Source organism: Sporolactobacillus pectinivorans, assembly GCF_002802965.1.
GTDB lineage: Bacteria > Bacillota > Bacilli > Bacillales > Sporolactobacillaceae > Sporolactobacillus > Sporolactobacillus pectinivorans.
In genome coordinates this window covers 2809174-2829626 of the sequence record NZ_NXGA01000001.1, presented here as the reverse complement: position 1 = coordinate 2829626, position 20453 = coordinate 2809174, and the positions used below count along the sequence as shown (strand labels likewise).

Genomic DNA, 20453 nt, shown 5'->3' with positions numbered 1-20453 from the left:
ACTCAAAGGCAGGTCGGGGAGCTGAGAAGGATCTCGCACGAAGCTCAGAACATGGCGCTCCGTCAGGGCTTCTTATTTCATGGTTGAAGATTTCTCTGATCATAGTAATATAAATAAAAAATGAGAGAGGAAATCGGTCATGAAAATAAAAGAATTTTTAAGAGAACAGCTTAAAGACGGAGTATCATTGAATTTTTTAATAGAAAATGCCATAGATAGTTCTATTGCTCAGAAAAATTTAGAAGAAGAGCTATCAAACCTATCAAGATCCGGTGTGATTGCGTATTATTATAAATCATTAGATAATGTTCAAAGAATTAAGATCGCTAATATTTACGGATTTGAAGAATATTTTAAATAAACCATGCAGGAAAATGCCTCTGCTTAAAGAAATGATAGATATTAAATAATGCTCATCTAACCTTATGTTATTAATCAAAGGAGTAAAAAGATAATAATTTAGGAGTGAGAGCGGAATGTCTTCATTTCATTTTAAGAGAAGCGGGGAATGCAGTTCGACAAATAGCAATGGTGAACGGTTTAGTTACAGAGTGTGGAGTGGCGGAGAAACAGGGAAACTAGAATCCACTCAAGTGGATTGGAGATCTGAAAAAGTGGGAGACAGTGTTATATTTGAGAATGGGATAACCTACGTTAAAACCGGTGACAATGATTACTTTCTTGAATAAGTTTTAAAAGCAGGGCACCTTTCGGGATGTTTTTTTATTGCCTATATATAGTCAAAATCTATCAAATACGAATTGTCATATATATATGAGGCATATTGAATGAGTAATAAATTGAAATTCTCTGTCTATACTAGTGCATCGTAGCCACCATATTCACTTTAATTTTCTATCGTGAGTTTGGGATACAGCGAATGTAACTTGATACGGGCGTCGGTTGTGGTAAATTGCCACTTGATCGCAATCGATTGACGATTACGATCTTCGCACCAAACATTGAGCTCCCGATCCAGTTCTTCAAGGGTCGGTATTCTGCGGTTTAAGTATTGTTTCGAAAAGAGATTCAACCCGATCTCTGCGATGTTCAATCAACTGCCGTGTTTCGGGGTATAGTGAATGTCCAGCTTATCCAGAATCCGTTTGGCTTCGGTTGGCGGGTACTTCTTATACAACGAGCCGATGCGATGCGTGTTCAGATTGTCCATGACTAAGACGATTTTCTCGGCTTTCGGATACCAATCATCGACTAAATGATGCACCACTTCGGCAAAGTCCACTGCCGTCCGGGTCGGTCTGACGTCGACATATTGCTTACCTGTCAGCGGTTCAATGAGCCCGAAGATGGAACACGAACCTTTCCGCTCGTATTCATAGTCAATTTTGCGAGGGCTTTTGTTCCGGATTAGTAAGGGCTGAACTTTATCAGCGTGCATCATGTAGGGCTTTTCGTCTAGACAGATTAACGGTTTTTGCGGATCGTATCGGTGTGAGTAGACATCCAGCACATCCTCCATATGAGCTACAAAGTCGGCATCTTGTTTTTTGGGGATGGCCCAGTAGTCATCGTGGTGAGGCTTAAGTTCATTTTTTTTAACATCCGGCCGATCGCGTCTTTCTTCACGGGGACATCCAGGATGACTTTGCATTCCTGTTCTAATAAGCGTAATGACCAGCGCGCATAGCCCTCGGGCGCAGGTCCGCAAACCAGCTAATGATTTTTGCTTCGGCTTCACCGTCAATTTTTTGGTGTGAGTGATTGGAGTCCTCACCGCGTTTAAAGGTGAGCGCCTTATCAAGGTTATTGTTCACAAAAAGCCTGATAACACGGGCCATGGTCGAGGGGGCCACACGATGATACTTTGCGATTTCTTTGCGCTGATGTGTTTCGCCGTGATTGATGTCGGCATCCAGTAAAATCTGGCTGCGTTTCTGGATCGTTTGATTGGTTGTTTTATCTTTCAAGAGACTCTTAAGCCGAGGCACTTCGTCGTCAGTTAAAGCAACACTGTATTTTATGGGACGCATCATTTCACCTTTTTTAAATCGATTCTATCAAAAAAGGAAAACTATTACAATTAATTTCAAAATCTTGGCTACGATACACTAGGGTCAATTATATTTAAATCCGTCTTGATAATGGATTCCAATTTAGCTTTCTCAGCCAGCTAGCATATATTCATTTCAGATTGTTTAATATTGAAAATATGGATATATTTCATCAATTATTTGTATTTTATTTATATTTTTATGTGAAGTAAAATAACATTAACCATTAAAGTTGAAATTATAGAGATACTGACCTTAATTATTTAATAAAATAAATATCTGAATAATTTAATAATTCATTGAGTTGTTTAGCTATACTCTAATAGACTTAACCTTAGAGGTGAATTCAATTCATCTTTTACAATCAAACGAACTTTTTTCAGAGGGGAGATAATTAATAAATGAAGGATCAACTTTTTCAATTTAAGGATTATGGGGATGCTGGCATCCTTATTGAATTCTCAAAAGTGTATACGAAAGATGCCTGGCAGAAAGCTCACTATCTCGCTCATCAAATCAGGGCTAGAAAAATAAAAGGTATTTTGGGCGTTATTCCTACATATTCCACCCTTTTTATTAACTATGATTATCTAATTATAAAGCGTTGTGAAATATATGAATTAATTAAGGAATGGCTCCAATCAGACATAGGCAAAATGGCTGACGTGCCCGGCCGAATTTTTAGAATTCCAGTACTCTTCGGAAGCAAGTGGGGACCGGATCTTCAATATGTCTCCGAATGTTTAAAACTGTCTGAGGAACAAACAATTAAGCAGTTTTGTTCTTCTCCTCTGCCAATTATTTGTGTAAATCGGGGACCTATGTTCGGATCTAATTTTAATAATGACGTTTCTCGATTAGAGACACCAAGGACAAGGGTACCTGCCGGGGCCATTACGGCGGCAGGAAGCCAAGTTTCAATCATGACACAGGAATCCCCTGGTGGATGGAGAATCCTTGGACAAACCCCTGTAAAAATGAATATAGACTATAACAGCGACCCACCAGTCCCTTATAAACCAGGCGATATGATGGAGTTTTTTGAGATAGGTGAGGATGAGTTCATAAAATATAACGGGAAAACCGTCAGCGAAATGAAGGTGAGTGAATAGTGGAAGGATATCTGACTGTCGAATCCGCAAAAATAGCTGCGATTCAGGATAGCGGAAGACTTGGGTATGAGCATTACGGTATCTGTGATAATGGTGCTGTTGATATGTATGCTTATCTAGCTGGAAATGCCTTGGTTGGGAATGCGACAGCTCAGCCCGCTATAGAAATAACAGCATTTGATTTCGATATGACGAGCACAATTGACATTCCTATATGTATCACAGGCGCTCCGGCTGATTTGAAGATTAATTCTGATCCGGTTCAACCATGGAGTACCTTATTACTGCCTGCAGGAAAAGTGTTGTCGGTGAGCCATATCAGGAAGGGGTTAAGGGTCTACATTGCCATTGGCGGGGGAATAGATGCACCTAAAGTTCTGGGAAGCTGCGCATTAGATACAATTATTAACCTAGGAAAAAGACTTGTTTCCGGACAAAAATTAAGGCTCAAGAACGAGGACGCGGCTAAAAGCATTCAGTGCCGAATAGCAAATCCGGAAGTCATTCCTCATTACGGGTCGCCCTGGAACATTAGGGTTTGCGATGGGCCGGATATTGAAATTTTCAAAGATAGCTTTACTGGTTTTTATGAAGCGACGTATAAAATATCACCCGTTAGCAACCATATTGGCATTCGACTGAGTGGCCCGCCCGTAAAAAAATTCTACCCAAAAGAAATTCTATCACGAGGTGTGGGCATAGGCTCAATTGAAGTTTTTCCTACAGGTCAGGCGGTTGTCTTGCACAGGGGAAGAACTGTGACGGCCGGATATCCCATAATTGGTGTTGTGCCTTTGATTGATCTCGATATGATTGGTCAGGCAAGACCCGGGGATGAAGTACACTTTTCTCATCTATCGATTAAGGAAGCTAAAAAGCTTTATTATGATCGATTTAGCAGACTTCCATACAGAAGATAGAAACTTATTCAAAAAAAGAGAGGAGTGGTTGACCATTTTTAATAAAGTACTAGTTGCTAATAGAGGTGACGCAGCCCGTCGTATCATACGAGCCTTGCACGCTCTTGGCATTCGTTCTGCTGTTGTCTATTCCGAAGCTGATGCCCATATGCCCTATTTAGGTGAAGCAGATGAAGCTTACTGCATTGGCGACTCTCGGGCACAGTTAAGCTACTTAAATCAAGAGCTTCTCTTGAAAGTAATAAAAAAGTCTGGTGCAGATGCTGTCCATCCAGGTTACGGATTTCTGTCCGAAAATGCCAGTTTTGCATCGCACGTTCAAGATATAGGTGTGCGGTTCATCGGGCCTTCCCCTCGTTGGATTGAAAAGATGTCCAATAAAAGCACTGCCAGAGAAATTATGCAAAATTATGGAATGCCCATAAGCGCTGGATCAGGTATTCTTGGAAACGACCTAGAGGAGATAAAGAAAGAAGGGCAGAGAATCGGTTTTCCCGTTTTGGTCAAACCTGCGGGTGGTGGTGGCGGCATAGGTATGCTGCCAGCGAGCAATGCAGAGGAATTAATAAAAATTGTTAATGATACTAAATCCATGGCTTTTCGAGCATTTTCGGACGATGAAGTGTACCTTGAAAAATATCTGCAGAATCCCAGGCATATCGAATTTCAAATTTTGGGTGATTCATACGGTGATGTTTGTCACTTCTTTGAACGAGACTGTTCCGTACAGCGTCGTCACCAGAAGTTGATTGAGGAATCACCTGCCGTCTCGATTGATCGTGGAGAAATTTCTGCTCTTGCAGCTCAAGTTGCCCATATTTTAAAAGAACTAAAATACGACAATATTGGAACGGTTGAGATGCTGAGAGGCGATGAAGGTGCTTACAGTTTTCTGGAAATGAATACTCGTTTGCAGGTAGAACACGCCGTCACCGAAGAGATTACAGGTGTCGATCTTGTAAAAGCACAAATCCGTACAGCGGGCGGTGAACCGTCATCGTCCATATTGCCATCTCCTATAGAGCATCAAGGACACGCTATTGAGGTGAGAGTATGTGCTGAAGATCCAGTAAATTTCTATCCGTCACCTGGAAAATTGAGTGCTTTTAAGATACCTGAAGGAAGGGGCATACGTGTTGAAACAGGATATGCAGAGGGAACAAGTGTATCCCCTTATTATGATCCATTAGTTGCAAAGGTCATTTCGCACGCTGACACGAGATCGGAAACAATTAGTCAACTTGTTGAGGCATTAAATAATTTTGAAATCTCCGGAATCAAAACGAATATTCCCTTTCTTATTGGCATGTTGTCCTCTGAGGCATACATTTCAGGCGAGATAAATACAGGATTTGTGAAAAATTACCTATCAACTAAAGAATAATAGGTTTGAAAGGATTGTTAAGTTATGCCATTAGTTCAACTGAGAGTATCTGTTACGGGATTGGTTTGGAAAGTGAATACTGAAGCAGGGCAGGAAGTTCATAAAGATGAAACACTGATCGTTCTTGAATCGATGAAAACAGAGATCCCGATCAACGCCATCCAGGACGGGATTGTTCAGGAAATTAAGGTTAGAGAGGGGGATCCAGTATCTGAGGATGAAATTGCCGTAGTCATCAAGACAAAATCTTAAATCTCTGACCTTATAGAATACGATAGGCAGTCATGTTGTTTGTAACCATTGAGATGGATAAAAAGTATGGGAGGTAATTTCAATGAATCCAGTAGCAAAAAGTATAAATGATGGTATTTATCAGGAGAACCCTTATGTTTATGAAATGATGTCTTCATACGGAAAGCATATTTACTTTTCTAAGGAGGGAAATGTCAAACAAATTGCTGATGCAGCGGAAAAATCCGAAAAATTCAACGCCACATCGGGTTTTGCTACCGATCACGGAGAGCCCATTTATTTAAATGTGATTCATGATACGTTGCCTTTCTACGATCCTAAAGATATCTTCTTTTACGTTTCAACATTGGGGATACCGGAACTGCGCAAAGCATGGGCAAAAAAGATGCTTGAGGACAATCCCTCCCTTCGCGGGAAAAAGTTTGTTAATCCAATTGGAACAATAGGATTAACAAATGGTTTGAGCATCATCGCCGATTTGTTTGTTGATGAAGGCGACATCTATATACTGCCCGATAAAAAATGGGAAAATTACAGAATGATTTTTGGTGTTAGTAAAAAAGGTAAAATCGTTACTTTCCCAATGTTTGATGAAAATAATCACTTCAATTGTTTGGCTTTTAAACAAGCCATTTTTTCACAAAAAAGTAAGGGCAAAGTGATTATTATTCTAAATTTCCCGAACAATCCTACAGGTTATACACCAACAGAACAAGAAAGCCAGGATATTGTAGCGGCTATTCGAGATTCGGCAGAAGCGGGTATTAACGTTATTGCTATAACAGATGATGCTTATTTTGGCCTTTTCTATGGAGATTCGATCGAAGAATCATTGTTCGGCCGACTGGCTAATCTTCATCCAAGGGTACTTGCTATTAAAGTAGATGGAGCCACAAAGGAAGAGTACGCATGGGGCTTCCGGGTAGGCTTTCTTACGTTTGGAGTGAACAGTGAAAAAATGGAGGACCTTCTTGAACAGAAAGTAATGGGCGTGATACGAACAACGATTTCCAATGGCCCGCATCCATCACAGACGTTTGTGCTGCATGCGTTACAATCACCTGAATTAAAAGCACAGAAAGAGGAAAACTTTGAAATTATGAAACGGCGCGCTGTAAAAATCAGAGAGCTGATGAATTCAGGAAAATATGACGATGCGTGGGGTTGCTATCCTTTTAATTCAGGCTATTTCATTTGCTTAAAAGTAAAATCAGTTAATGCAGATCAGCTGCGTATGCATTTGCTTAATGAATACGGCGTCGGAACGATAGCATTAAGTGATACTGATCTGAGAATTGCTTTTTCACGAATTGACGAAGAGAACCTTGAGGATTTATTTAATAATATCTATAAAGGCGCCAAGGATCTGCAACTGCAGCCTAAATGAGGAACAACTTATGTGGTAAAACAACAATTAATTGCTGAACTGATTAGGCGTTTGGCAATTTTTTATACTATAAGAAAGTACAAAATTTTAGCGGATTATAAGCGACCGAACATAGAACGCCACGTCCTGTGGCGTGTTCGGCATTAGGACATCCATGGCCGTCACAACTAAGACTCAGCCTCGCCAGAGGCTTGATTTTGCCAAGTTTTCTTTATAGGCCCGATGGGGAACATTTTTGAAACGAGGAGAAAAATAGATGAAAGTTTATACCGTTGTTGTACTTGCTCTGTTGTTTCAGACAAGTTATCAGGGAAATATCGTCCTGACAACACTATATGCCGTCCACTTAAAAGCAAACCCGGGATTTTTAGGGCTGATTGTTGCGCTCAGTGCTCTGTTTCCGATGATTCTAGCCATATACTCAGGTAGAATGTCTGATCGGATAGGGTTTCGAATTCCCCTTGTATTTGGGATGATCGGCAGTGCCACAGCACTTTTTTTGCCCTACTTAGTTCAAAACCAGCTTTACATTTTACTCGTTTCACAGTCTTTGTTTGGCTTGTCGCAGATATTTACAATCGTTACCATCCAAAATTTGATCGGGACATTGAGTGATGCAAAAAGTTACTCAAAAAATTTCTCTACTTTATCTCAAGGCACATCGATCGGCGAACTGCTGGGGTCACTCGTTACTGGTTTTTCGATCGATCGCTTTCAGTATGGAATGACCTACGTACTGTTGTCGGCACTTGCCCTTATTCCGGGAATTGTCTTTTTAATTAATGTGATCAAACTGCCGAAACCAGCAAAGGTGAATGTACAAGTGAAAAAGAAGTTTCTCGATCTGTTCGGTTCGCGATCGCTGAGAAAAACATTTATTACAAGCGGCATCATTTTAACCGGGGTATTCATGTTTGAGTTCTATTTTCCTGTATATGGCCGGAGTATCCACCTTTCCGCATCACTGATTGGGATTATTCTTAGCACGAATACGGCCGCATACTTTATTGTCCGGTTATTTGTCCCCAAATTGATGGCGAGATATAGTGAAGATCATGTTCTGGGAATATGTTTTCTGCTGTCCGCTATTGGTTTTCTGCTTATTCCTTTATTTAAAAGTTTTTATCTTTTGATCGTGCTTTCCTTCAGTATGGGTCTTGGACTTGGGTGTTGCCAGCCGCTGTCCATGGCAATGGCATACCATAGCTCCCCGAAAGAAAGAACGGGCGAAGTTTTGGGAATAAGACTCACAGTGAATAAGTTTGCCCAGATTGTTGTTCCGATCATTTCTGGTCCGATGGGTGGCGCACTGGGCGTCCTGCCGGTTTTCTGGTCAAACGCTGCACTATTTATTTATGGTGGGTGGTCCATGTTTGATAAACGGACTAAAAGTTCATCTTCACCCAGTGTCCCTGGCAAAATGTCACCATGGTCACAAAAAGTAAAGCATTAAATGCGCGAATATTAGCGATCAGTCCACGATCTTGAGGTATGAATGAAAAAATTTATCGTGATGCTTGTTGATCAATAAAAATATTTGTCGTTCCTGTTGTAAAATGATTTGTTTAATTTTCATCACGATAGAGATGAAAGCTCTTTGGTGCTTTCTGATCTCTAATTAATTCAATACAAGAATCAAAGATATTGAGACTTTCGACGGCATTTTCTCTGGGATATTTTTTACGAATTTGATAGCAAATACGATCAGGAGGCGGGTTTTTTAACCGATACATACTCACATGATCCGTTTCCTCCATACAATTGGCCATTGACAGCGGCACTATCGCCCACTTTTTTTCATCGTCCATAAAAGTATGAAGAAGATTGGCGGTATCAACATGGATTGTCGGATATTCTCTGTCCCCGATCCAGCGATCGTACCATGATCGGAACGAGATATTAAATCCATAATAGAGCTGGTCCCCTGTGTCCAACTCCTGATCAATAAGTAGTCCATTATAGGTTGGCAGAATGCCCTTGCTTATGACGACCATTTTTTCACTTGAGAACTTTTTAATGACCATACTGGGTGTTGGCTGTTCAAAATGCCCAATAGCTATGTCTATATCCCCATAATTTAAAAGCGAATAGAGTTCCGAAGACTGCAATGTTAAAATACGAATGTCTATTTTCTGTTTGAGGTGATTCAATATTTTATAAATGGGTGCGAGAATATAGGATTGAGCACTGTCAATAGCTCCTATTGAGAGCTTTAATTCTCTTTTATTTGTTTGAATCTCTTTTGTCTTATGTATCAGATCCATCCACTCTCTTGCAATGGTCAGAAATTCACTCCCATTTGGGGTCAAAGTCAAGCTTCTCAGGCCACGCCCACGATTAATGAGGGGCATACCCACGTCTTTTTCTAATTGAGTGATTCGATGGCTTAATGTAGATTGCGATAGAAACAATGAGCTTGCTGCCTCAGTTAAGCTTCCATAGTTAACGACTGCGAGAAAAGCTTCGATTTCAATCGTATTCATTTCAAATCCTCCTTATATTCAGCATTTTCAAAAAATCCAAAATATGCATTAAAATTAAATAGAACAAAAAAGCAAATAGATGTATGTCATATTATCTTACAAAAATAATTAAAAAATTTTAGATGGACAACTATATTTAACCACTTATTTTAAAATAATTCAAATAATCGATATTTATAACAAAATATTTCCGTTTTATTTATATGTTTGTGTGAGGTAAAATGACAATTAAGTTATTAATAATTCAATAAAAAAAGATAAATCAGAAATGTTGGGAATCTAATGAAGGAGTGGTTGTATGAAGGGGTTATGCAGATATGGTACGGAAATTGGAGGCTTTCATTTTGAGGAAAATTTACCTGAACCTGAGATTAGTGATGATGATCTCTTAATTGAAGTAAAGGCTGCCGGAATTTGTGGGGCTGATCTCAAACACTATGATATTGATAACGGGGCAACCACGGGAAAAAGAATTGCCGGTCATGAGTTTTCCGGTGTGGTTGTGAAGGCGGGCAAGAATGTCATTGATTGGAAAGTCGGTGATCGGGTTGTCTCTGAAAACACCGGATATGTTTGCGGTAAGTGTTACGCATGTTCTGTTGGCAACTATTTGCTTTGTCCCCATAAAAGATCTCTTGGTTTAAGTGTCGGAATGGACGGGGGGTTTACAAAGTATGTGAAAATTCCCGGTCAGGTGATGCAAGTCTATAAAAATTGTCTTTTTCAAATTCCGGATAATGTCTCATTCGAAGAAGCAGCGATGCTGGATCCGATTGGCAATGCATATATGTCAGTGGCCCAGAGATCAAACCTATTACCTGGTGATCATGTGGTCATCTTCGGAGCAGGCCCCATTGGGTTACTTTGTCTTGAAATGGCTAAATTAATGGGGGCAGCTGAAATCATTCTTGTTGCTTCAAGCAGAAATAGACATGTGCGTTTTAAGGTCGCAGAAAAGCTTGGCGCAACCCATTGCATTGCCTATGACGAGGAAAATGTCGCTGATCGTGTAAAGGAAATTGTCGGCGAATACAATATCCCGATTGTCTTTGACTGTGCAGGATCTCCACAGGTTCTGGAACAAGCTCTTCAAATTGTGCGGAGTACCGGCCAGATTGTCCGCGTCGGTATGAGTTATCTTCCATTGAACTTTTCAATCAATGATCTATCGATGAAAGCTATTACACTGACCGGACACATGGCTTATAACACGGTCTCTTTAAAACATTCTCTACGCTTATTGGAGAGAGGGATGATTGACGCGAAGTCTCTAATCACTCACAGACTTCCTCTTTCTGAATGGGAAAAAGGATTTAAACTCATGAAAAGTAGAGACGCAATTAAAGTCATCCTGCATTATGATGACTGATTATTTCGAATTACAACGATAATGACTACTTATTCAATCAATATTGATATTGGATCCAAAATATGTTGATAAATTCAAATATAAGGGGGTCGTCTTAGTGACTAAAATTAATGAAATTGGAGCGCGTCTTGATCGTTTACCCATTTCAAAATGGCATCGTCGGCTTTTTTGGTTGATTGGGATGGGATTACTGATTGATGGATTCGATAATTATATCAGCGGAATTGTATTGGCACAGCTTGTAAAAACAGGCTGGTCGAACAACTACTATAATGCGGCTTTCTCTTCAGCCACATTGGCTGGTCTCTTTATTGGCTCTATATTAGCCGGATTCGTTGGTGATCGCTTTGGAAGAAAAGTAGCTTATCAATTCAACTTGTTATTATTTGGTGTTGCTTCTATTCTGGCGGCACTCTCTACCAGTATGATGATTCTTATTTTCCTTCGCGGAGTCATTGGTATAGGACTTGGGGCGGAGATTGTTGTCGGTTTTTCAACATTTACGGAATTTTTACCGTCAAAAGCCCGTGGTAAATGGATTGCAACACTTTCTCTTGTAGGCAATTGTGCACCACCGGTAGCCACACTGATTGGATATTTTGTTATGCCAGCACTTGGACCGGATATTGGCTGGCGCGCGATGTTTGTCATTGCTGGAATCGCCGCTCTTCTTGTGTGGCTTGCGAGACGAAATATGCCAGAATCGCCTCGCTGGTATGCATCACGCGGATACTCAAATAAAGCTGATCAGATTTTGTCAGTCGTTGAAAAAGAAATTGAAAGCGATAAGGGCGTTCAATTACCTCCGGCAGTAGATCAGTATCAGGGTCAGGAAAAACAAAAAATCGCATTTTCGATGCTGTTTAAAAAACCGTTATTAAAACGCACTATTTTAGGGATCAGTGTTTTAATCGGTATGAATATATCACTGTATACGATAACGACCTGGATTCCCACACTTTTTATTAAACAGGGGATAACCATCACCAGTTCGTTGCTTATGACGACACTTATTTTGTTTGGGGCGCCTCTAGGAGTATTTGTTGCCACAAGAATCATTGATAAATTCCCCCGTAAATGGTTAGGTGTTATTCTCCTATGCATGATCGCGCTCCTCGGCTATTGTTACTCCGTGCAGACATCGCCGATATCTATTGTCATATTCGGATTTTTCCTGATTTCTTTCCTATATATCTACGTTTGCTTTGCTTCTGCAGTATACGTTCCAGAGCTCTGGCCGACAGAGATTCGACTTAGAGGCACCGGATTTTGTACAGCAATTGGTCGTGCTGTAGCCATTTTTACTCCGTACGGTGTCGCATGGATTTTAACAGACTATGGAGAAATGCAGGTTTTTCTTGCTATCGGTATTCTAATGATTTTGGTCGCTGTCGTTATTGCTTCAATTGGGATTGAAACAAAACAGAAATCAATTGAGGAAATCAGTTATGAAGCTTATTCTGAGGAAGGGGAAACAGCTGAGATGGCTACTAAAATATGATAGGGGAAACAAACGATCCGGTAGTTATTCCTAATAAAGTTTTATTGGAGGCAATGGCTTGAAAAAATATCTTGATATCATCTCAGACCTTGGAGAAGGTTTTGGGTCTTACAGTATAGCGGACGACTCAAGTTTGTTGGCGCTAGTCAGTTCGGCCAATATTGCCTGCGGTTTTCACGCAGGGGATCCTCGTACAATGGCGAGTGCTGTTGAAAAATCTATTGAAAATAATGTTGGTGTCGGTGCACATCCTGGCTTTCCCGATCTAGTTGGTTTTGGAAGAAGAGCAATGGATTTGTCTTCATGGGAAGTCACGACAGATATTCTTTATCAGATCGGTGCTCTTCATGCTTTTGTCAAGGCATATGGTGGAGAATTACAGCATGTTACTCCTCATGGAAAATTAGGAAATTTTTCTGTTGTGGATCAGAGATATGCGAAGGCTATTGCAGAGGGTATTGCCATGTTTGACCCATCTCTGATCGTCGTTACCATGCCAGGTGAATTAGCTGAAGCAGCGAAGAAAAAGGGCCTGAGAGTTGCTTACACCATATTTGCTGACCGTACTTATAACGATGATGGGACCTTGGTCGCAAGAAGCAATCCACACGCAGTCATTCGCGATCCGGATACCGTCGTTGAAAGAGTGATTCGAATGGTTAATGAAGGAAAAGTAACATCGATCACAGGCAAGGAGATTGAAGTCAACGGTCACTCATTATTGCTTCATGGGGATACACCAGGTTCTCTACAACTCGCTAAACAAATTAAAAATGCTTTGATGAGCGCAGAAATTGAAATTCGTAGATTGGGAGATTGGATTAATTAATTCATAAGTGTTAATGGAAAGGCGGAGCTTTTCACTTAGACTCTGGTGATCCAAGTGAAGACAGTATAAATGCGGGAACCAATACCGAATATCACTTTAAAAGGTGGCACAAACAATGCCCAAATTTCGGATTGAACATGATTTTCTTGGCTCGAAGCAAGTTCCTATTGATGCTTATTACGGCATACAGACATTGAGAGCTGTTGAAAATTTTCCGATCACAGGATATAGAATCAGCGAAGTTTTGATTCAGGCATTTGCTATGGTTAAGAAGTCTGCAGCGCTAGCCAATATGAATATGGGTCATCTGAATCCTATCATAGGGCAACCGATTGTTCAGGCAGCCACGGAAATCATTGAAGGGAAATTGAAAGACCAATTCATCGTGGATCCGATCCAAGGCGGCGCGGGAACTTCAATTAATATGAATGTCAATGAAGTGATTGCCAATCGTGCGCTTGAAATTATGGATGAAGAAAAAGGAAATTATGAAATCGTAAGTCCGAACAGTCATGTGAACATGGCGCAGTCCACAAATGATTCATTCCCTACTTCCACTCATTTGGCAGTCATCAGGCTCTTAGGAAATCTGCTTTATACTATGGGTATAATGCTGGATGAGTTCAAGAAAAAGGCTCGTGATTTCAATCGTGTTATCAAAATGGGGAGAACGCATCTTCAGGATGCTGTCCCGATTCGGTTAGGTCAAGAATTTGCTGCTTATAGTCATGTCATTGAAAGGGACATGCAAAGGATTAAAGAATCCAGCCATCCTTTGTTTTATGTAAACATTGGTTCCACAGCAGTCGGTACCGGATTAAACGCTGATCCGCATTACACAGAGTCAGTGGTCAAACATTTGAGAGAAATCAGCCAGCTTGACATCCGTCACGCTGGCCATTCAGTGGATGCCACACAAAATACTGATGCATACACTGAAGTTTCTTCTGTCTTGAAAATATGTATGATCAATATGTCGAAAATTGCAAATGACCTGCGATTAATGGCTTCCGGTCCGCGTTCAGGTTTTCACGAAATCAAACTTCCTTCCCGGCAACCTGGATCATCCATTATGCCTGGGAAAGTGAATCCTGTAATGGCGGAAGTCATTAATCAGGTTGCGTTTCAGGTGAGCGGGAATGATCTGTCGATTTCTTTAGCTTCGGCAGCTGGACAACTCGAATTAAATGTCATGGAACCTGTGTTAGTTTTTAACTTACTGCAATCAATCAATATGATGAACAATGTCTTTCAATCTTTTACAAAATACTGTTTGGTTGGAATTGAGCCTTATGAGGATACAATGAAATCATATGTTGAAAAGAGTATTGGAATTATCACCGCAATTAGTCCCTACCTGGGTTATGAAATATCCTCAAAACTGGCACGTGAAGCGCTTTTATCAGAGAAGTCAATCCGCCAGCTTTGTCTGGAACATCATGTATTGACAAGAGAGCAATTAGACATCATTCTCGACCCGTATGAAATGACAAATCCAGGCATTTCAGGTGAAAAGCAGTTGGGTTATGATACTTCGAAGCATAAATGAGGCAACAACCGGGTTACGTTACGGAACGCTTCTATAAAATATGAAATTCTATGGTACGAAAATATAATTGGCGGCAAATAGTAAAATCATTGGCAGTCAGTGAATCATAAAGATGTATGGAAGATAAAAGGGCACCATTTTCACGCAAATTGAAAAATGCTGCCCTTTTCCTGTATCATTGAATTATTATGATGAAACGGCGGTCTATAATAGGAAGATCTTTGTGATTGGATTATATGGAGAATATTATCCAATTTGATACATAAAGAAGGGGCTTCCGTTATTTTCCCCAGAATGTGTGAAGAGTTTCTGCATGTGGAAAGTTTTTTTGATAGTAGAGTGAATTCTAAAAATGCATTTTTTAATTATACAAGTTAGGAGTCAGTTTAAAGATTATAAACAAAACTAAGACGATTTATGTGGAAAACTGTCCAGTATGAGTTCTCCTGAATTTGGTTGCGGACGTGTTATAGTGCTTTCTGAAGAGGCGACTGAAATAATTCACACTGTCAAAGCCGCATTTCTGTGCAATTTCGGTGATATTCAGATTTGTCTGCTCCAGAAAGCAGACTGCTTTTTCAAGCCGCACCCCATTAATGTATTCAGTTGTCGTTTTTCCGGTCATTTGTTTAAATGTCCTGCAGAAATGGTAAGTACTTATATTCACGCTGTCTGCCAGTTCCTTTAAACTGATTTTTTCGACGTAATTGTTTTCGATGGCCTGAAAAACATCTTCGTAACGTTTCAGCGTACGGGCTCTCTCCTCAAACTCATTTTTTGTCAAAATTTTACCAACATACCTGCGCATCAACAGTACAATCAACTGGTAAATGGATCCCTTTATGGCAAGTTCGTAGCCGGTTTCTTTTGTAAAATATTCCTGAATCGTTTTTGTGACATAATCCACTATCTGCGCATCGTTTTCAATCAGGTTTTGAAAGGCAATATGGTTCTGAGCCAGCGGAGCAAAATATTTCGTCTGTAATAGGTCGACTTGATTGCTGAAAAGGAAGGTGGGATCAATACGAATGACATAAAATTCAAGGTCGTCGGAAAGGCTTTCCAGATAGTGCAATTCGTTGCTGTTGACTACGGCAACGTTACCGCATGACACTTCGAAGCGATTGTGGCCGCATTCAAGAATCGCCTTGCCTTCAACAAAATAATAGAGTTGCAATTGTTCATGCCAGTGTCTTTTGTAGTTCTCACCACGCTTTATGTCATTTTTTAAGAAAACATCGACGCAGAAATTGGTGTTCGGCATTGCTCTGTATAAATACGTATTTGAATCTCTCATTTGTTCACCTCATATCAATATCGTGCAAAAAGTCAGCAACACAGTTCTTTTATCTATCAATTTATAAAGCTATTCTAGAATAAGTAAGGGGGCATCTAAACAGCAAAATAATACTATACATAATTGAAAGAAGTTGACTGAGCATGCAAGAAGCAGTTTCAAATCGCGGCAACAAAAAGGGAATAACTCTGTTTGTCGTTGTCGCCATGACTTTTATGGCCACGCTGGATTCCAGTATTGTGAATGTGGCGTTGCCTGTGATGTCTAGCAAAATGGGCGTTCCGCTATCCTCCGTTGAATGGGTGGTTGCAAGCTATTCCATTATCATATGCGCTACACTCCTATTTTTTGGACGGCTTGGGGATATCATCGGGAAATCAAAAGTATTTCAATGCGGGACGGTTTTGTTCACCATAGCTTCCTTACTGTGCGGACTCTGCCATTCCTTCACTCCCCTCGTTGTTTCCCGTTTTGTCCAAGGGATCGGGGCTTCCGCCTATATGGCAAACAATCAAGGAATTATAACAGAATTATTTCCAAGGGAAGGTCGGGGCAAGGCACTGGGCATTTTGATTGCAGCAGTTGCGCTTGGAAACATGATTGGACCTTCGACTGGTGGTTTTATCCTATCGGCACTGAGTTGGAATTTCATCTTTTGGATTAATGTGCCAATGGGTATAATTGTTTTTCTGCTCGGGCTTAAGTACCTGCCCAAAAGTGAATCAAGTGGTGGAAAAATGGACAAAATAGGTGCAGTGCTCCAGTTTGGAGGAACGCTTTTATTGTTTGGGGCGCTGATTGAGGCACAAAAAACAGGTTTTGCGAATCCGTATATCCTGACGGCAATCCTTTTAGCGCTTATTTTAATCGCATTGTTTATCGGGATGGAAAAGAAGCACGGGCAACCCCTCCTTGAACTAAAGATATTTAAAAACACACAATTTTTATTATACCTTATCTGCGCACTCACTTCATTCGTCTGTATTGCCGCATCCATTATCCTGCTTCCATTTTACCTCCAGGATACCCTGAAACTGACACCGGCTCAGGCAGGCTTGTTTTTGATACTGTCTCCGCTGATTCTAGCATTCCTTTCCCCGGTGTGCGGCACTATTTCCGATAAGGTCGGGTCTGAAGTGATTTCTCTGGCAGGTCTGCTGATTATGGGTTTAGGTTTTTTCCTCATGTCGAGGCTTTACGAGCATTCCTCCATTATGTCCTGCGCGATTTTTGTTTCCATCATGGCTGTGGGGCAATCGCTGTTTCAACCGGCGAATAATTCTTTGATTATGTCCACTTGCCCTAAGAATAAACTCGGGATCGTGGGCAGCGTTAGCTCACTGGTGCGGAATCTCGGACAAATTGTAGGAATAACGCTTTCAACAACGCTGCTCTACCGTTTTATGAGTTGGAAGTTAAACAGCCATGTTTCTGATTACGTCAAAGGAAGGGATGACGTATTCGTTTATGGCATGAAAAGTGTTTACCTCATACTGGTCACTATTTGTTGTCTCGGGGCTGCATTGACTGCATTCAGACTTTTTTACGTGAAAAGCAAAACAATACAATCGGAGGAAATGGATAAATAAGAGTTATCTGCAAGGCTGTTTTCATATTGAATGATCACAAACCTGCAACGGTGCGTTGAAGCTCTTCTTCTGGGTTCATTAAACGATTATAAGCCGATCCCTTGATGAAAAGCGCATGCAGTACAGATAAAAACGTTCAGATAATTCATCCGGAGAAGATGAACCACAGGACGCCTCATCGTGAAAAGGGCTTTGAAAAAAAGGGAGGCTTGACTATCGAAAGGACGCCAAAATCATCGTGGCCGGTATTTATGTGATAACGCTAGAGGATAAACTCAACAGTCTTTTTCATAATGATCAAACTGTAGCGATAACGTTAATCGTGATGGGATGGATATTCTGTTTATCATGGCTGAAAATGACAATAAACGTATCCATTAATTGTCCTCGACAACAGTATACTGGACAGTCAAAAGTTTTAAACCACTAAGAAATCAGTAACTCGTCATGTACCTCAGGTGTTTCCTGCTTTTCTTGAATTATTTGCGTTATGGTTAAATGCTGATTTTGTGCAAACCGTTGAAAAATCGTCTGACGTAAATAGGCCATAATCGTTGCCTCTGAGGCTGCTCTCTTGGACGGTGTCCGTAAAAAACGAAAAGCTTTGTTTTGTCGTTTGTTTTCCTTGCGCAACGCAATCATTTGAAGTAGGCCCATTGCGATGCAACTGCACATCATAAAACCTTCGATGGCTTTGACGGTTTGACAAATTCGTTTTTGCACGTTTTCTTCGGTCACTTGATCCAACGGTTCGGCTTCATCCGATTTGCGATAACGGTTCAATTTGGGCATTGACCGACTCCAAAAATGATAGGTAAAAGCACCGAGTGACTGTTTCAGCGCGCGAAAAGTCGTTTCCGTGGTGAAGCGACGTGCGTATAGTCGGATGATGGTCTCCGGTTCCAGGGATGGATCCGTACTGACCAGAATGGATCGTCGTCCACCCATGACCACGAGCACAAAGCGCAGGTCTTGATACAGTCCCTGACCCCAAAGCAGATCCCGACAGAGATAGGATATCCTCTCTTCTTTGTCGTACAGCGACAGGCGGGTGGCCTGGAATTGATTCGCTTGCGTGTCAAACAACGTGTTCACTTTGAGACGGGTTCCTTTCTTTCGTGGACGTCCCCGGCCTCCAGTTTGAACGGGATGTTCATAAGCCACACAGGAAGTTTTGGCTTTGGTGACCAGATCCAATCGCGTGCGCTCTTCCTGATTCCGCTGATTCAAACGACGGAGGGCAGGCACGGACAAGAAATAGCGATCGAGTAAAAACAACGCGCGCCCCAACACTCGAGCGGCTGAAAATCCTTGATCAATCATCTGCACGACATGGGAGCCCTGTGCTTCACCGTCATTTTCCCACTGGTGAATCGTCTGAATACCATCATGAAGACGAAGAGAGAGTGGCAGACAAAACGTTTTTCCGGCGTCTCCAATGAGAAGGCCAACGGATCCCCAGAGATGCCCAAAGATGAAGGCAGACTTGGACACATCCTCGGATTCCTGATACAGTTTCTTCACACCGGGCATGAAGCGTGCTTCTTTCGCCTGTTTAACGCCGTCCCCAACAAGAATGACCGCTTCACCCTCCCGTCTGAGCGGTGCAACCTTGAGAACAACACGCAACCACTGGTGACGCAGCTCATCCAGAGACCAGGCGGAGGAACGGAAAAAATGAATCATGGATTCATACCCCTTCGGATGAAGCGCTAAGTCACGAATCACAGAGGTGACACCGAGACAGTCGGAACGAATCATCAGACCGGTGATAATCACAACAAACCATTGAAACGCAGCGAATCTATGGAAACGGGAACGGAACAACAGAAGTACGGAATCAATATATTTTAACATGGCCCTAGTCAATCACACTGAGACAGGGTAAACTAGAAACACGATAACCCTAGGTGATTTTTCTCCTCGCTTGTGGTAAAGAGAGGATACCATAAAATCCCATTTAGGGGTTATCCTTTTGTTTATTTACACAGAACTTTTCACTCTCTATAGTATAGAAGAGCACAAAAAAGTAATCCGCTTCAGGCAGCAGGCTTGGGACGCGGATTATTTTTATTTTGTCTGCTTTGCTTTTCAGTGTGTTCTTCCACCTGAACTGTCGATCAATGTCCAGATATTGACGTGCCTTTTACTGCGTTGCCGTTACTACCGGGGAAAGACGGAAGGGATCTTGCTGAAAATCGACAACTTCGCCGTCCTGGTACAGGCAATGATCGAGCTCGTTGATGATTTTCTCACGGTCCATGTTTTTCCCAATAAAAACCAATTCAATCATTCGATCACCAAAACGCGGATCCCAGATGTCGCTCAGTCCTTTGCGAATTCGAAGCATTTTTTGAATCTCATCGTGCTTCAGTGTCGCGATCCAGTAACCGACGGGGGCAATATCCATGGCTCGGCCAGATTGAGATATTTTAAATACAGTCAACGGCTGTGTAGCTAGCCACATCACTCCTTTGCAGCGGATAATTTCCTTTGGCCACAGATCGAGCCAGTTATCAAGTCGAAGCGGATGGAACGGATGACGTCTGCGATAGACAAACGAGCGGATACCGGCCCGGTCTGCTTCGTTTTGCCGGAAAGTGCTGAGATCTTCCGTATCGTCGGAGTCTATAATGGTCTGCCGCTCATTGAATAAATGGGTGTTGATCAATGCTTCAGGGACGATGCGGCCGTATGATGTGGCAATCACGCGGGCTTGCGGTTGGAGTGCTCGGACGACACTCAGCAAATAGGCAGTCAGCGCTCAGA

Annotated in this window: 18 protein-coding genes; 12 read left to right on the top strand and 6 right to left on the bottom strand. The window is 41.4% G+C overall.

The window, feature by feature from the left end; genetic code table 11:
- Positions 1–139: 139 nt before the first annotated feature.
- Entirely contained in the window at positions 140–361 is a 222-nt protein-coding gene (locus COP04_RS13715) for a hypothetical protein (protein WP_100488531.1), read from the top strand.
- 693 nt (positions 362–1054) lie between these two features.
- Here the strand turns inward: COP04_RS13715 and COP04_RS19675 are convergent.
- Positions 1055–1612, bottom strand: coding sequence for an IS630 family transposase (locus COP04_RS19675; protein ID WP_157800308.1), 558 nt, complete (start codon positions 1610–1612; stop codon positions 1055–1057).
- Between the two features lie 7 nt (positions 1613–1619).
- Positions 1620–1991: a hypothetical protein gene (locus tag COP04_RS20330; protein ID WP_239984872.1), complete on the bottom strand. Its 372-nt coding sequence runs from the start codon at positions 1989–1991 to the stop codon at positions 1620–1622.
- A gap of 422 nt (positions 1992–2413) precedes the next feature.
- Between COP04_RS20330 and COP04_RS13695 the strand changes: the two genes are divergently transcribed.
- The 6 genes from COP04_RS13695 (at position 2414) to COP04_RS13670 (ending at position 8520) form a co-directional block, all read left to right on the top strand.
- Positions 2414–3124 carry a 5-oxoprolinase subunit B family protein gene (locus tag COP04_RS13695; protein ID WP_100488529.1) on the top strand — a complete coding sequence of 237 codons (711 nt, stop codon included), beginning with the start codon at positions 2414–2416 and terminating at the stop codon, positions 3122–3124.
- Positions 3124–4044 (top strand): 5-oxoprolinase subunit C family protein, encoded by a 921-nt coding sequence (locus tag COP04_RS13690; protein WP_100488528.1) that lies wholly within the window; start codon positions 3124–3126, stop codon positions 4042–4044. The genes COP04_RS13695 and COP04_RS13690 overlap by 1 nt, the downstream gene beginning before the upstream one ends.
- Complete coding sequence (locus COP04_RS13685) at positions 4010–5428, top strand: acetyl-CoA carboxylase biotin carboxylase subunit (protein ID WP_100488527.1); 1419 nt, start codon at positions 4010–4012, stop codon at positions 5426–5428. The genes COP04_RS13690 and COP04_RS13685 overlap by 35 nt, the downstream gene beginning before the upstream one ends.
- Before the next feature lie 24 nt (positions 5429–5452).
- A complete protein-coding gene (locus COP04_RS13680; RefSeq protein ID WP_100488526.1) occupies positions 5453–5680 on the top strand; it encodes an acyl-CoA carboxylase biotin carboxyl carrier protein subunit in 228 nt (75 codons plus the stop codon).
- Positions 5681–5762: 82 nt separating this feature from the next.
- Positions 5763–7067, top strand: coding sequence for an aminotransferase class I/II-fold pyridoxal phosphate-dependent enzyme (locus COP04_RS13675; protein WP_100488525.1), 1305 nt, complete (start codon positions 5763–5765; stop codon positions 7065–7067).
- 256 nt (positions 7068–7323) lie between these two features.
- The gene (locus COP04_RS13670) at positions 7324–8520 is read left to right on the top strand and encodes an MFS transporter (protein ID WP_100488524.1); all 1197 of its coding nucleotides are present in this window, start codon (positions 7324–7326) and stop codon (positions 8518–8520) included.
- 112 nt (positions 8521–8632) lie between these two features.
- Here COP04_RS13670 and COP04_RS13665 read toward each other — a convergent pair whose 3' ends face one another.
- Positions 8633–9550, bottom strand: a complete 918-nt coding sequence (locus COP04_RS13665; protein WP_100488523.1) for a LysR family transcriptional regulator — start codon at positions 9548–9550, stop codon at positions 8633–8635.
- Positions 9551–9848: 298 nt separating this feature from the next.
- Between COP04_RS13665 and COP04_RS13660 the strand changes: the two genes are divergently transcribed.
- The 4 genes from COP04_RS13660 to aspA all read left to right on the top strand — a co-directional run bounded on the left by COP04_RS13660 (position 9849) and on the right by aspA (position 14798).
- A complete protein-coding gene (locus COP04_RS13660; protein WP_100488522.1) occupies positions 9849–10919 on the top strand; it encodes a zinc-binding dehydrogenase in 1071 nt (356 codons plus the stop codon).
- A 97-nt stretch (positions 10920–11016) separates the two neighbouring features.
- Positions 11017–12420 (top strand): MFS transporter, encoded by a 1404-nt coding sequence (locus COP04_RS13655; RefSeq protein ID WP_100488521.1) that lies wholly within the window; start codon positions 11017–11019, stop codon positions 12418–12420.
- Between the two features lie 58 nt (positions 12421–12478).
- Entirely contained in the window at positions 12479–13249 is a 771-nt protein-coding gene (locus COP04_RS13650) for a LamB/YcsF family protein (RefSeq protein ID WP_100488520.1), read from the top strand.
- A gap of 115 nt (positions 13250–13364) precedes the next feature.
- Entirely contained in the window at positions 13365–14798 is a 1434-nt protein-coding gene (aspA, locus tag COP04_RS13645) for an aspartate ammonia-lyase (RefSeq protein ID WP_100488519.1), read from the top strand.
- Between the two features lie 415 nt (positions 14799–15213).
- Here aspA and COP04_RS13640 read toward each other — a convergent pair whose 3' ends face one another.
- Positions 15214–16095, bottom strand: coding sequence for an AraC family transcriptional regulator (locus COP04_RS13640; protein ID WP_100488518.1), 882 nt, complete (start codon positions 16093–16095; stop codon positions 15214–15216).
- 143 nt (positions 16096–16238) lie between these two features.
- Here COP04_RS13640 and COP04_RS13635 point away from each other — a divergent pair, with 143 nt between their 5' ends.
- Positions 16239–17684 carry an MFS transporter gene (locus COP04_RS13635; protein WP_100488517.1) on the top strand — a complete coding sequence of 482 codons (1446 nt, stop codon included), beginning with the start codon at positions 16239–16241 and terminating at the stop codon, positions 17682–17684.
- A 426-nt stretch (positions 17685–18110) separates the two neighbouring features.
- Here COP04_RS13635 and COP04_RS13630 read toward each other — a convergent pair whose 3' ends face one another.
- A complete protein-coding gene (locus tag COP04_RS13630; RefSeq protein ID WP_100488125.1) occupies positions 18111–19541 on the bottom strand; it encodes a transposase in 1431 nt (476 codons plus the stop codon).
- A gap of 289 nt (positions 19542–19830) precedes the next feature.
- Complete coding sequence (locus COP04_RS13625; RefSeq protein ID WP_204988046.1) at positions 19831–20433, bottom strand: CobW family GTP-binding protein; 603 nt, start codon at positions 20431–20433, stop codon at positions 19831–19833.
- Between the last annotated feature and the right edge of the window lie 20 nt (positions 20434–20453).